At 61.4% G+C, this 13,524-nt stretch carries 10 protein-coding genes and 1 pseudogene; 8 read left to right on the top strand and 3 right to left on the bottom strand.

What is annotated here, in order from left to right; genetic code table 11:
- Nucleotides 1-4 precede the first annotated feature (4 nt).
- The 6 genes and pseudogenes from LDZ28_RS11140 to LDZ28_RS11115 all read left to right on the top strand — a co-directional run bounded on the left by LDZ28_RS11140 (nucleotide 5) and on the right by LDZ28_RS11115 (nucleotide 6,064).
- Nucleotides 5-601: a plasmid pRiA4b ORF-3 family protein gene (locus LDZ28_RS11140; protein ID WP_244826213.1), complete on the top strand. Its 597-nt coding sequence runs from the start codon at nucleotides 5-7 to the stop codon at nucleotides 599-601.
- 1,299 nt (nucleotides 602-1,900) lie between these two features.
- Nucleotides 1,901-2,011, top strand: a pseudogene (locus LDZ28_RS32840) (hypothetical protein); the annotation flags it as partial.
- A 390-nt stretch (nucleotides 2,012-2,401) separates the two neighbouring features.
- The gene (locus LDZ28_RS11130) at nucleotides 2,402-3,508 is read left to right on the top strand and encodes a YadA-like family protein (protein WP_244826211.1); all 1,107 of its coding nucleotides are present in this window, start codon (nucleotides 2,402-2,404) and stop codon (nucleotides 3,506-3,508) included.
- 110 nt (nucleotides 3,509-3,618) lie between these two features.
- Nucleotides 3,619-3,930 carry a hypothetical protein gene (locus LDZ28_RS11125; RefSeq protein WP_244826210.1) on the top strand — a complete coding sequence of 104 codons (312 nt, stop codon included), beginning with the start codon at nucleotides 3,619-3,621 and terminating at the stop codon, nucleotides 3,928-3,930.
- A gap of 264 nt (nucleotides 3,931-4,194) precedes the next feature.
- Nucleotides 4,195-5,559 carry a GntP family permease gene (locus LDZ28_RS11120; protein ID WP_244826209.1) on the top strand — a complete coding sequence of 455 codons (1,365 nt, stop codon included), beginning with the start codon at nucleotides 4,195-4,197 and terminating at the stop codon, nucleotides 5,557-5,559.
- Between the two features lie 10 nt (nucleotides 5,560-5,569).
- Nucleotides 5,570-6,064 carry a gluconokinase gene (locus LDZ28_RS11115; RefSeq protein ID WP_244826208.1) on the top strand — a complete coding sequence of 165 codons (495 nt, stop codon included), beginning with the start codon at nucleotides 5,570-5,572 and terminating at the stop codon, nucleotides 6,062-6,064.
- Between the two features lie 108 nt (nucleotides 6,065-6,172).
- Here the strand turns inward: LDZ28_RS11115 and purB are convergent, their stop codons facing one another.
- The 3 genes from purB to LDZ28_RS11100 form a co-directional block, all read right to left on the bottom strand.
- Nucleotides 6,173-7,561, bottom strand: coding sequence for an adenylosuccinate lyase (gene purB, locus LDZ28_RS11110; protein ID WP_244826207.1), 1,389 nt, complete (start codon nucleotides 7,559-7,561; stop codon nucleotides 6,173-6,175).
- Nucleotides 7,562-7,656: 95 nt separating this feature from the next.
- Nucleotides 7,657-8,364, bottom strand: coding sequence for an N-acetylmuramate alpha-1-phosphate uridylyltransferase MurU (gene murU, locus LDZ28_RS11105; protein ID WP_244826206.1), 708 nt, complete (start codon nucleotides 8,362-8,364; stop codon nucleotides 7,657-7,659).
- A gap of 6 nt (nucleotides 8,365-8,370) precedes the next feature.
- Nucleotides 8,371-9,396, bottom strand: a complete 1,026-nt coding sequence (locus LDZ28_RS11100; RefSeq protein ID WP_244826205.1) for an aminoglycoside phosphotransferase family protein — start codon at nucleotides 9,394-9,396, stop codon at nucleotides 8,371-8,373.
- Nucleotides 9,397-9,642: 246 nt separating this feature from the next.
- On the opposite strand from LDZ28_RS11100, the gene LDZ28_RS11095 reads away from it, so the two are divergent.
- Entirely contained in the window at nucleotides 9,643-12,033 is a 2,391-nt protein-coding gene (locus LDZ28_RS11095; RefSeq protein WP_244826204.1) for an LPS-assembly protein LptD, read from the top strand.
- A gap of 140 nt (nucleotides 12,034-12,173) precedes the next feature.
- A complete protein-coding gene (locus tag LDZ28_RS11090) occupies nucleotides 12,174-13,523 on the top strand; it encodes a peptidylprolyl isomerase (RefSeq protein ID WP_244828107.1) in 1,350 nt (449 codons plus the stop codon).
- Nucleotide 13,524 lies beyond the last annotated feature (1 nt).

The following is a 13,524-nucleotide window of genomic DNA, read 5'->3' as shown; positions in this document are numbered from 1 at the left end:
TTCGATGGTCCAAACCCGCAAACCCGCTGTGCGCCTGGTCAAGTCGCCAGTGCCCGATTACGTGCTGCGCGTTGAGCTGAAGTACATCAAGCCTGCGATCTGGCGACGAATCATCGTTCCTGGTTCTATCCGCCTGGGCAAGCTGCATGTCGTGCTGCTGCTGGCCATGGGCTGGGATGGAGGCCACCTGCATGAATTCGTCTTCGGCGAAACCAACTATGGCGAACCGGATGACTTCGGTTTCCAGAGCGATCCGCCCATGCTAAATGAAGCACGGGTCACGCTGGCCAAGGCGCTGGGAGGATTGAGGTCGTTCACCTACATCTACGACTACGGCGACAACTGGCAGCATCGGATCAAGGTCGAGAAGGCCCTCGTGCCTGATCCAGACATGCGCCAGCCGCTATGCCTCGACGGACAGAACGCATGTCCGCCGGAGGACGTTGGCGGCGTGCCGGGATATGCCGCCTTCCTCGAAGCAATCGGCGATTCAGCGCACGAGGAACACGACCACTTCCTCGAATGGTGTGGCGGCAACTTCGATGCCGGCGCCTTCGATCTCGCGCTTGCAAACCAGCGGCTCTCAGAGATCAAATTCTGATCGTCAAGACGGCCAAGGTTTGACGCTTACAGTTCGCTGTCCACGGGCATCAGTTCGCTGTCCACGGCGGTGAGTTCGCTGTCCACGGGCGTCAGCTCGCTGTCCACGTCGACCTCGACGGCCATCAGCTCGCTCTCGACGGGTGTGAGTTCGCTGTCCACGGGCATCAGCTCGCTGTCCACCGGTGTCAGTTCGCTGTCCACAGGCGTGAGCTCGCTGTCCACGTCGACTTCGACGGCCATCAGCTCGCTGTCCACGGGTGTCAGCTCGCTGTCCACGGGCATCAGCTCGCTGTCCACGGGCATTAGCTCGCTGTCCACGTCGACCTCGACGGCCATCAGTTCGCTGTCGACCGGTGTGAGTTCGCTGTCCACGGGCATCAGCTCGTTGTCCACGTCGACCTCGACGGCCATTAGCTCGCTGTCTACGGGTGTGAGCTCACTGTCCACGTCGTCCTCGACGGCGATCAGCTCGTTGTCCACGGGTGTCAACTCGCTGTCCACGTCGTCTTCAACGGCGACGAGTTCTCTTTCCACGGGTATTGATTCACTCTCGACGGGTATCAACTCGCTGTCCACATCGTCTTCGACGGGCATCAGTTCTCTGTCCACGGGTGTGGATTCGCTCTCGACGGGTGTTAGTTCGCTGTCCACGGGTGTTGATTCGCTCTCGACGGGTGTCAGTTCGCTGTCTACGTCGAATTCGACGGCGATCAGCTCGCTGTCCACGGGCGTGGATTCGCTCTCGACGGGTGTTAGTTCGCTGTCCACGGGTGTTGATTCGCTCTCGACTGGCGTCAGTTCGCTGTCCACGTCGTCCTCGACGGGAATTAGTTCGCTGTCCACGGGTGTCGATTCGCTGTCGACGGGTGTCGATTCGCTTTCTACCGGTGTCAGCTCGCTGTCCACGTCGTCCTCGACGGCTATCAGTTCGCTGTCCACCGGTGTAGATTCGCTGTCCACGGGTGTCAGCTCGCTGTCCACATCGAGCTCGACGTCCATCAGCTCGCTGTCCACGGGTGTGAACTCGCTATCCACGTCGTCCTCGACGGCCGTCAGCTCGCTGTCGACCGGTGTGGATTCGCTCTCGACCGGTGTGAATTCGCTGTCCACGTCGTCCTCGACGGCCGTCAGTTCGTTGTCCACCGGTGTGAATTCGCTGTCCACGGGCGTAAGCTCGCTGTCCACGTCGTCTTCGACGGCCGTCAGCTCGCTGTCCACGGGTGTGAGTTCGCTGTCCACGGGCATCAGCTCGCTCTCAACGGGTATCAGCTCGTTGTCCACGTCGTCTTCGACGGCGATGAGCTCGCTGTCCACGGGTGTGAATTCGCTCTCGACGGGCATTAGCTCGATGTCCACGTCGTCTTCGACGGCGGTCAGCTCGCTGTCCACGGGTGTTGATTCGCTCTCAACAGGCGTCAGCTCGTTGTCCACGTCGTCTTCGACGGCGATGAGTTCGTTGTCCACGGGTATCGACTCCATTTCGACGTCTTCGTCAACGGCCATCACCTCGCTGTCGACCGGTGTTGACTCGCTCTCGACGGGTGTCAATTCGCTGTCGACGTCGTCTTCAACGACGATCAATTCGATGTCCACGGGCGTGGATTCCTTGTCGACGGGCATGTCCTCGCTCTCGACAGGTGTGTCCTCGCTCTCGACGGGCTTCAGTTCGCTCTCCACGTCGATCTCGACGACCGTCAACTCGATGTCGACCACTGTGAACTCACTGTCGACGGGCATCGACTCGATGTCGACGACCGTGAGCACTGCGATGACCGACGTCACGAGCATCTCGACGGCCATGAGCACTGCCGCGAACGGGGGTGGCATCAAGTATTTCCATGCCAACTCCGTCTTGATCGACTCGTCGGCAACGGGCAAGAACTCGGTCGCAATCGGCGGCAACGCCGTGGCGACGGCCGACAACGCGGTGGCTTTGGCTACCAACGCTGTCGCCGACCAGGCGAACACAGTGTCGTTCGGCAACAGCACGGACAAGCTGCGTATTACCAACATCGCGAACGGTATTGCTGACAGTGACGTTGCAACGGTTGGTCAGTTGAAGGATTCTGGCCTCTACGGCAATCAAACCGCGAAGACGGCCGCAACGTTCGACACGGATGCCAACGGCAACACCGACTACAGCAACATCACGCTGAGCGGCGCCCAAGGCACGCAGATCCATGGCGTTCAAGCCGGTGTCGCTCCGACCGACTTGGCCAATAAGGCGCAGCTCGACGCGCTGGCCAGTTCCATCCAGAACGTCACCGCAAGTGCGAATCCGCTCTTTGCGGCTGATGGCGACCGCACGACCGAAGCGGCCGTGGCTAGCGGTCCGCACGCTGTAGCAAGCGGCGCGAACGCACAAGCCACGGGCATGAGCACCACCGCAATGGGCACGAATGCCCTTGCGAGCGGTAACTACGCAACGGCGATCGGCGCGGGCAGCCAGGCTACGGCGGACAACTCCGTTGCCTTGGGTGCAAGTTCCGTGGCGGATCGTGCTCAGACGGTGTCGGTTGGTGCGGTGGGAAGTGAGCGTCAGATCACCAACGTCGCGGCTGGCACGCAAGACACGGATATGGTCAACGTGAACCAGTTGAACGACGCGGTCGCGCAATCCAACAGCTACACGGACGGTGCGGTTGCCGGGATGCAAAGCCAGGTCACCAACATCGGTCGCACCGCCTACTCGGGTATTGCAGCGGCTACGGCTCTGGCCATGGTCCCGCACATCGATCAGGACAAGGATATGTCCGTCGGTGTGGGCGGCGCCGCGTATCAGGGTTATGCGGCGGCTGCCGTCGCGATGAACCTGCGCGTCACGCAGAACCTCGTGTTGCAGGCGGGTGCGGGTACGAGCCGCAATGGCACCGTGTACAGCGCCAACGCTTCGTACCGGTGGTAAAGCAAACTTCCTGACGTGACAGTCAGGAAGCAAAGCCTGGGCATTCGCGTAGTCGCGCGTTTGCCCAGGCGCTCGATTCAAGCAACCATCAATTACCCGGCAGTTGAAAGATGTTCAAGTATCTTATTTCCATCATCTCCGCAGCGGCAATGTTGTCTGCATGCACCACCGACACAGGCCTGGCCTATACGGCTCGAAAGGTGAACATCGCAAATCAGGGCGAAGCCTATCGTGTCACATGCTCCGGTCTGTTCGAGTCGCAGAAGTCGTGCATGAGCGCGGCGACAAAGATTTGCCAGGATCGCCAAGTGGTTTTGGTGCAGGCAGTCGACGGTCTGCAAGGCAATCAAGGCCGTAACGATCCGCGCGAGATCACCTTCACCTGCGGTTCTGCCGCACCGACCGCGAATCCGGCGTCCTGATTCAAGCTGTTCGAATTAGCGCGAAGCAATTTGCACGAAAGAGCCGACTCTCAACAAGAGTCGGCTTTTTTCATATTCAAGCGACGGCGCGCGCATCCAAATTCAGCTTTATGTTGTCCTTCGACCGCTTTACGGACGACTTTCCCGCTTACCAGTAAAATCCCGATTCTTCGGCGCGGTGCACGCGCTTGCCCGTTGCTTCTTTGCAGCGACGGCAAACGCACGCATAGCGCCAAAAACCTCAACAAAATCAAAGGAGGCGTCATGCCGGCCGTCCACGGGAGCATGCTCCTGCTCTATGCGGTAATCGCGATCGCGGTTCTGATCCTGATGATCGCGCGTTATAAGGTTTACCCGTTTCTCGTTCTGATCATTGTGTCCGTGCTGCTCGCGCTTGCGGTCGGCATGCCGATGGACAAGATCGTCAAGGCGTTCGAGACCGGCAACGGCAATACGCTCGGGCATATTGCCATCGTCGTGGGTCTCGGCACGATGCTCGGCAAAATGATGGCGGAATCCGGCGGCGCCGAGCGCGTCGCCAATACGCTGATCAATGTCTTCGGCGAAAAGAACATTCACTGGGCGATGATGGTTGTGGCGATCATCGTGGGCTTGCCGGTGTTCTTCGAGGTGGGTTTCGTGCTGCTGATTCCGATCGCGTTCAATGTCGCCAAACGCACGGGCAAATCCTTGCTGCTGATCGGTCTGCCGATGGTCGCCGGCCTTTCGGTCGTGCACGGTTTGATTCCGCCGCACCCGGCCGCGTTGCTCGCGGTGCAGGCGTATCACGCCGATATCGGCAGGACGATTGCATATGGTCTGATCGTCGGGATTCCGACCGCCATTGTCGCCGGGCCGCTTTTTGCGCTCATGATCCACAAGTACATTAAGCTGCCGGATGCCAATGCGCTGGCCGACCAGTTCATCAGCAAGCATGGCGATACGGAAAAAAAGCGCGATCTGCCGAGCTTCGGCATTACGCTCTTCACCATTCTGTTGCCGGTGATTCTCATGCTCGTCGGCAGTTGGGCTGACTTGGTCTTCACGCCGAAGACGCTGCCCAACGACCTGCTACGCTTCGTCGGTCAGTCCGACATGGCGCTTCTGATTGCCGTGCTGGTCAGTTTCTGGACTTTCGGTGCGGCGCGCGGCTTCAATCGCGATCAGATCCAGAAGTTCTGCGGCGAATGTCTTGCGCCAATCGCGGGCATCACGCTGATCGTGGGCGCGGGCGGCGGTTTCGGCAATATCCTGCGTGAGAGCGGCATTTCTCAGCAGATCGTCGCCACGGCTTCGCAAGCGAATCTTTCGCCCTTGCTGCTCGGCTGGTTCGTCGCCGCGCTGATTCGCCTGGCCACCGGCTCGGCGACTGTCGCCATGACGACCGCTTGCGGTATCGTGGCGCCGATTGCAGCGGCGGCAGGCGGTCACGTCAGTCCCGAGTTGCTGGTGCTTGCTACCGGCTCTGGCTCGCTGATCTTCTCGCACGTGAACGATGGCGGCTTCTGGCTGATCAAAGAGTATTTCGGGATGACGGTCGGACAGACGTTCAAGACCTGGTCGTTGCTCGAAACGCTGATTTCCCTGATGGGTTTAGGTTTGACCTTCGCGCTCGCGGCGGTCGTGTAAGGAGATTTTGATGATTCTCATCGCGATGGGCGTCTCGGGCGCCGGCAAAACCCGCATCGGCGAAATGCTGGCGGAACGCCTGCAATGCCCGTTCACTGACGGCGACGCGTTCCACAGCGCCGCCAACAAGGAAAAGATGCACAAGGGCATCCCGCTGACGGACGACGACCGCTGGCCGTGGCTAAAGACGATCCGCGCGGCGATCGAAGAGAAAAAGCGCGCGGGCGAAACGGCGGTGTTCACGTGCTCGTCGTTGAAGCGCTCGTATCGCGACATCTTGCGCGATGGCGACAAGGACGTCGTTTTCGTCTATCTGCAAGGCACGTTCGACGTGTTAAAGGAGCGCCTGCAGACGCGTACAGGCCACTTCTTCGAGCCGTCGCTGTTGCAAAGCCAGCTTGATACGCTCGAAGAGCCGGGCGAAGACGAGGCGATCATCGAGAGTATTGAACTCACGCCTGAGCAGATCGTGGATAACGTGATCGAGAAGCTCAAGACGCGCTGAGTCTGGAGCGATAGGCATCAAAAAAAGGCCCCGCGTGTTCAAGCGCGGGGCCTTCTTTTATGAAGCGAGCAAGTGCGGAAGGGCCGGCTCAAGCGGCCCGATCGAACGTCAAGCGATTCGCTTCGCCAGCTCGACCGCCTTGCCGATATACGAACCCGGCGTCATGTCGAGCAGCAACTGCTTTGCATCCGCGGGAATCGCGAGACCATTGATGAACGTCTGCAAGCCTTCGCGCGTGATGCCTTTGCCGCGCGTCAGTTCCTTCAGTTGCTCATACGGATTCTCGATGCCGAAACGGCGCATCACCGTTTGCACGGGCTCGGCGAGCACTTCCCAGCAATTGTCGAGATCTTCGTTCAGGCGCGCCGCGTTCACCTCGAGCTTGTCCAGACCGCGGATCAGCGCGTCGTAGGAGAGCAGCGAGTAGCCGAACGCCACGCCGATATTGCGCAGCACCGTCGAATCGGTGAGGTCGCGCTGCCAGCGCGAAATCGGCAGCTTGTCGGAAAGATGGCGCAGCGTCGCGTTCGCTAGGCCGAGATTGCCTTCCGAGTTTTCGAAGTCGATTGGGTTGACCTTGTGCGGCATCGTCGATGAACCAATCTCGCCCGCCTTCGTGCGCTGCTTGAAGTAGCCAAGCGAGATATAGCCCCACACGTCGCGATCGAGGTCGAGCAGAATCGTGTTCGCGCGCGCGACGGCATCGAACAGTTCGGCCATGTAGTCGTGCGGCTCGATCTGGATCGTGTACGGATTGAACGTGAGCTTCAAACGGTTTTCGACGACATCCTTCGAAAACGCTTCCCAGTCGAACTCCGGATACGCCGACAGATGCGCGTTGTAATTGCCGACCGCGCCGTTCATCTTGCCAAGCAGCGGCACCTCGACGATACGTTCGATGGCGCGCGACAGACGCGCCGCCACGTTGGCGATTTCCTTGCCGAGCGTCGTCGGGCTCGCGGGCTGGCCGTGCGTGCGCGAGAGCATTGGCTGTTCGGCGTGTGCGTGCGCGAGCTTCACCAGGCGCTCGTGCACCGAGCGCAGCGCGGGCACGATCACATGTTCGCGCGCGCCGGCGAGCATGAGCCCGTGCGACGTGTTGTTGATATCTTCCGACGTACACGCGAAGTGAATGAACTCGCTCGCGCGTTCCAGTTCCGGCTGACCCTTGACCGATTCCTTCAGCCAGTATTCGACTGCCTTCACATCATGATTCGTGACGCGCTCGATGTCCTTGATGCGCGCCGCGTCGTGCGCCGTGAAGCGCTCGGCCAAGCTCAGCAGAAATTGCTCGGATGCCTCGGAAAAGCGCGGCACTTCGGCGAAGCCCGCACGCGACAGCGCGATCAGCCAATGAATTTCGACCGTCACGCGGTGACGCATGAATGCGGCCTCGGAGAGCCATTCGCGCAGGGCTTCGGTCTTGGAGGCGTAGCGACCGTCGAGCGGCGAAAGCGCGGTGAGCGCGAAGAGGGTATCGGGACGGGTATCGGACATGATGGCTTGGCGTGTCAGCTTCTGCTTGCGGCTGGAAGGAAAAGACGGCAGAACTGCGCATTTTACCATCGGATGCGTCCCAATCCCGGCGCGCCTCAGGCTTGGGCGCGCAATTCCCGGTCGAGCGCGTCGAGTTGCGCGGGCGTGCCGACGTTCTCCCAGCGGCCTACGTACAACTCGCCGGTGGCGCGTCTGCCCGCGATGGTCTCGCGGTAATACGGCGTCAGCGCGCGGCGCGTACCCGGAGTCAGGTCATGGAACATGCGCGTGTCGTAGAGACCGATGTTGCCGAACGTATGGCGCGGCGCGCCGTCGATGGCGAGCAGCCCGTCTTCGCGCAACGCAAAGTCGCCGTTTGGATGGAAGGGCGGATTGGGCACCATCACGAGATGCATGCCGGGCGTATCGCGCGATGCGAGCTTGTCGGCGCGCTCACCGAGCGACGCATAGTCGAACTCGCAGAACACATCACCGCTCACCGCGATAAACACGCCGCGCCCGATCAGATGCAGCGCCTGCGCGATTCCACCCGCCGTTTCCAGCGCGTCGGTCTCGGCGGAATAGCGCAACTCGACGCCCCAGCGCGAACCGTCGCCGAGCGCGTCTTCGATCTGCTCGCCGAGCCACGCGTGATTGATGACGATGGTTTGGATGCCCGCCGCCGCGAGCCGCTCGATCTGCCAGACGATCAACGGCTTGCCGCCGACTTCAAGCAGCGGCTTCGGGCAGGAATTGGTGAGCGGGCGCATGCGTTCGCCGCGGCCGGCGGCGAAGATCATCGCCGTGTTGAGGGTTTGACTCATGGCCGCTCAGAACGTATAGCCGACTTCGATCGCGCGGCCTTCCCACTGATCGAGCAGACGCGCGAAGGGGAAGAGCGGCGCGTAGCGTTCGGCCACCTTGCGTGCGTAGCCGATGAAGCGCGGCAAGTCCGCCAGATAGTGCGACTTGCCATCGCGATAATGAATGCGCGCGAACAGCCCGAGCACCTTGATGTGCCGCTGCAGGCCCATCCACTCGACCTGACGATAGAACTCGCCGAAGTCCGCATCGACCGGAAGGCCGGCCTTTCGCGCGCGTTCCCAGTAGTACACGATACAGTCGAGCTGAAACTCTTCGTCCCAGCTGATGAACGCGTCGCGCATGAGCGATGCGATGTCGTACGCAATCGGCCCGTACACCGCGTCCTGAAAATCCAGCACGCCGGGGTTCGGCTCCGCGACCATCAGATTGCGCGGCATGAAGTCGCGCAGCATGAAAGTCCGCGGTTGCGCGAGCGCGCTTTTGACGAGCAGATCGAAGGTCTTGTCGAGCGTCTTGCGCTCGGCTTGTGTGACCTCGCGGCCAAGGTGACGGCCGATGAACCACTCGGGCATCAACTCCATCTCGCGACGCAGGAACGCTTCGTCGAACGGCGGGAGCACGCCTTCGCGCGAAGTCTGCTGGAAGCGGATCAGCGCGTCGATGGCGTCGCGCATGAGCCCGCGCGCGTTCTTATCATCGAGGACGGAGATGTAGGTGGTCGTGCCGAGATCGGTCACGAGCATGAAGCCGGCCTCGAAGTCGGCTTCGAGAATCTTCGGCACATGCACGTTGGCGGTTTCGAGCAAGCCTGCCACTTGCACGAACTCGCGGCATTTCTCGGGCGGCGGGGCATCGACGGCGATGAGCGTGCTGCCATGCTCCGATGCGCTCTCCAGCCGGAAGTAGCGGCGAAAGCTGGCGTCGGCCGACGCGGGCGCGAGCGTCGCGACATCGAGCCGGTAACGATCGGTGAGGGTTTGCAGCCACGAACGAAGTTGTTCGAAGCGGGAATCGGGGGGAATGTGCGTCATAAATTCGAGAGGCAAAACATCTTGCCATATAATACCCCACGACTTTTTTAAGCGATCCGTTTCAAGCCTGGCGCCAGGCCCGACGACTGTCCGCGTCACCGTTCGATCGAGTGTCGTCCCTGCCTGGCAACGGACCGTCCAGTTTCGACCTCGACGCATGTGCGGTCACAGCGCGGCCAAAAGCGCGGCCGCAGACTTGTCGGCATCGCGCTCAGGACGCGAACGGGATCGAACCGCCACCCATACATGCCGCCACGACAGTTTCCCGCATCGAAGATTCCAGGCGACGCTCAGCCACGCCGGCGGCGGCTCGTCGCCGCGCTTTTATCCGTTCCGGGCCTGATGCCCGCTTTCGCGCACGCTCAGCTTGCAGGACCCGCAGCCGAACCGCAGCCAATCGACGGTCCCGGCAGCCTGCGTCTCGCGCCCCAACTGGAAGAGCGCCCGCTGAAGAGCGGCCAGCAGCCAACGAGTTTTCTTCTCGGCGACAAGACCACTGGCACGTCCGACGAGGACATGGCGGCGAAAGGTTCGGCGGAAATCCGGCGCACGGTGACGGTCATAAAGGGCGATGCGCTCCATTACGACCAGGACACCGACATGGCCGATGCTTTCGGCAATGTCAGGCTCATCAACAACGGCGTGTCGTTCGTGGGTCCCGAAGCGCATTTGAAGGTTGAGGCGAACGAAGGGTTCATGACGAACCCGAAGTACCACTTCCTGCTGACGGGCGGCTCGGGCAGCGCGGAGCGCATCGATATCATCGATAACGAGCGGGCGCGTGTCGATCACGGCACCTACACGGCCTGCGCGTGCGAAACCAATCCGGCCTGGTACATCAAGGGCAGTTCGTTCGATTTCGATACCGGCGCCGAAGACGGCGTCGCGCATAACGGCGTGCTGTTCTTCCAGGGCGTGCCGGTATTCGCAAGCCCGTGGCTGTCGTTTCCGTTGACGGGCGACCGCCGCAGTGGCTTTCTGCCGCCGACTTTTTCGGTAAGTTCGAACACGGGCTTCGAACTGACAGCGCCGTACTATTTCAACATCGCGCCTAATCGCGATCTGACGGTAACGCCGCGCGTCATGACGCAGCGCGGTGTGCTGATGGAAGCGACGTACCGCTATCTGTCGCCTACTTACTCCGGCTCGTTCACTGGCGACTATTTGCCGAACGATCGCGAAACGCACACGAACCGCTATGCCATCTTCTGGAAGCATTTTCAGAACTTCGGCGGCGGCTTTGCGGGTTACGTCAATTACAACAAGGTTTCGGACAGTCAGTATCCGGAAGACCTGGGCAACGCGTCGAACCAGTTCCTGAACGGCACGCAGTTGCTCTACCAGCAGGAAGCGGGTCTGACATACAGCAACGGACCGTGGTCCGTGCTTGCGCGCGAACAGCGCTGGCAGACGTTGCAGCCGTCGGTCCCGCCGTATGCGCGCGAACCGCAGTTGAACGTGCAGTACAGCAAGTTCAACGTCGGCGGTTTCGACTACGGCGCCGAAGCGGATTTCACGCGCTTCACGATCACCGAGGAAGGCGCGACCGACGGTCAGCGCATGTACTTCAACCCGTACGTGAGTTACGGGGTCAACGCGCCGGGCTACTTTGTCACGCCGAAGATTCAGTGGCACTTCGCGTCTTACGACCTGAGCCATATCGCGACCGGGCCGATTGCGGGCCAACCGCTGACGCCGGCAGGCCAGCCGAAGAACTTCACCGAATCGATCCCGACGCTCAGTTTCGACTCAGGTCTCGTGTTCGACCGCTCGGTGCGGCTTTTCGGCCAGGACTACATCCAGACGCTGGAACCGCGGCTTTACTACGTCTACACGCCGTATCACAACCAGAATTTCGCGCCGATCTTCGATACCGCCGAAGCCGACTTCGGTCTCGCCGAGATTTACACGCCGAACACGTTCGTCGGCAACGACCGGATCGCGGACGCAAACCGCATCACGGCGGGCCTTACGACGCGCTTCATCAACCCGGCGACGGGCGATGAACGTGCGCGTTTCGTCATCGCGCAGCAGTACTATTTCACGAGCCAGCGCGTCACGATCTCCGAGGATCAGCCAATCAACGAGGCCAAGCACTCGGACCTCATCGCGGGCGCGGCGATCAAGCTGGGAGCTGGTTTCGCCTCGGAAACCGCGTTCCAATATAATGTCGACAATAATCAGCTCGTGCGCTCGAGCATCGGCTTCGCGTTCAGCCCGGCCGACCGCAAGGTGATCAACGTCGGCTACCGCTACACGCGTTCCAACCAGACCACGCTCGTGAACGAGCCGATCAACCAGATCCTGGTGTCCGGCGAGTGGCCGCTCACGAATCGTCTCTATGCGGTCGCTCGTGTCAATTATGATCTTGCGAGTCATCGGCTCGTCGACGGCCTCGTGGGCTTCCAGTACGATGCCGACTGCTGGGCGCTTGGTTTCGGCGCGCAACGTTACGCTAATGGCGTCAACACCAGCGGTCAGCCCTCGTCCGGCACGCGCGTGCTCGCGCAGCTTACGTTCAAGGGCCTGTCGAACGTCGACAACGGCCTCGTCAGCGCGTTCCGCGCGAGCGTCCAGGGCTACCAGCCTCCGCCGCCAGCAGCGCCGCCGCTCGCCCGCTACAGCAACTACGAGTGAGCCTCGGGGAACGCAGGCGGACAAGGCATCCTCTAACACGCAGCTAAGAAGCAGTAAGGCGGCTCGCCAGAACCGCACGAGAAGCAGCATACGAACGGGCACGACCCGTATTTGATGGAGTATCTGTGGCAAACGTGAATATGTTTCGATCGACGGTAGTTGCAACAAGCGTGATCGCTGCCGCTCTGATCCTGAGTTCGCCGGCCGGTGCGCAGGCGTTGTCGAATGGCAGCAGTGCCCAAATCACCGATTCGGTCGTCGCGATCGTCAACGACGGCGTCATTACGCGGCGCGAACTCGAAGACCGCTCGCGCCTCATCGCGCAGCGTCTGCAACAACAGAACGCGCCGGTGCCGCCCGCTGAACAATTGCAGCAGCAGGTGCTCGATCAGATGGTGCTCGAGCGCATTCAGTTGCAGCGCGCGAAGGAAGACAACATCGTCGTCGACGACGCCACCGTGAACCGCACGCTCGAGCGTCTCGCGCAGCAAAACCAGATGACGCTCGACGTCTACCGCTCGCGCATCGAGGCGCAAGGCGTGCCCTGGACCACCTTCACGCGCGACGCCCGCACCGAACTCACGCTCTCCAAGCTGCGCGAAAAGGAAGTGGACAGCAAGATCACCGTGTCCGACGGCGAAGTGGCGAACTACATCGCCAGCCAGCGCGGTCCCGGCGCGCGCAACTCGAGCGATCTGCACCTGCAGCACATCATGTTCAAGCTGCCTTCCGACGCATCTTCCGCCGATGTCGCGAAGGTGCAGGCGCAAGCCGACGCGGTGCTTAAGCAAGCGCAAAACGGCGACGACTTCGCGAAACTTGCCAAGCAGAATTCGCAGGACACGGACGCAGGCAAGGGCGGCGACCTCGGCTTTCGCACGCCGGGCACGTTGCCGGCGGGCATCGTGTCGGCGGTGGCCACGTTGCGTCCCGGTCAGGTCGTGCCGACGCTTCTGCGCACCGACGGCGGCTTCGAGATCGTCAAGCTGGTCGAGCGCCGCGCGAGCCAGGGCACCGCGGCCGATGCGCCGAAGCTCGTGCAGACGCACGTGCGTCACATTCTGCTGCGCGTGTCGGATGGCATGTCGGAACAATCCGCGCGCCAGAAGCTGCTCGACATCAAGCAGCAAGTGCTCTCGGGCGGCGATTTCGCGAACTTCGCGCGCACGTATTCGCAAGACGGTTCGGCCTCGCAAGGCGGCGATCTCGGCTGGATCAGCCCGGGCGAAACCGTGCCCGAGTTCGAACGCGCGATGAACAGTCTGCAGGACGACGCCGTGAGCGACCCGGTGCGCAGCGAATACGGCTATCACCTGATCCAGGTGCTGGGCCGGCGCGACGCGGAAGGGTCGGCCACGCAGCAGCTCGATATCGCGCGTCAGGCCATTGGTCAGCGCAAGGCGGAACAGGCGTACTCCGACTGGCTGCGCGAACTGCGTGACACCGCCTACGTGCAGTACAAGGGCATTGCGGCGCAAGCCCAGCAGTAAG

The organism is Caballeronia sp. TF1N1 (assembly GCF_022878925.1).
In the GTDB taxonomy this organism is placed as follows: domain Bacteria; phylum Pseudomonadota; class Gammaproteobacteria; order Burkholderiales; family Burkholderiaceae; genus Caballeronia.
This window is presented reverse-complemented; position numbering and strand designations above follow the sequence as displayed.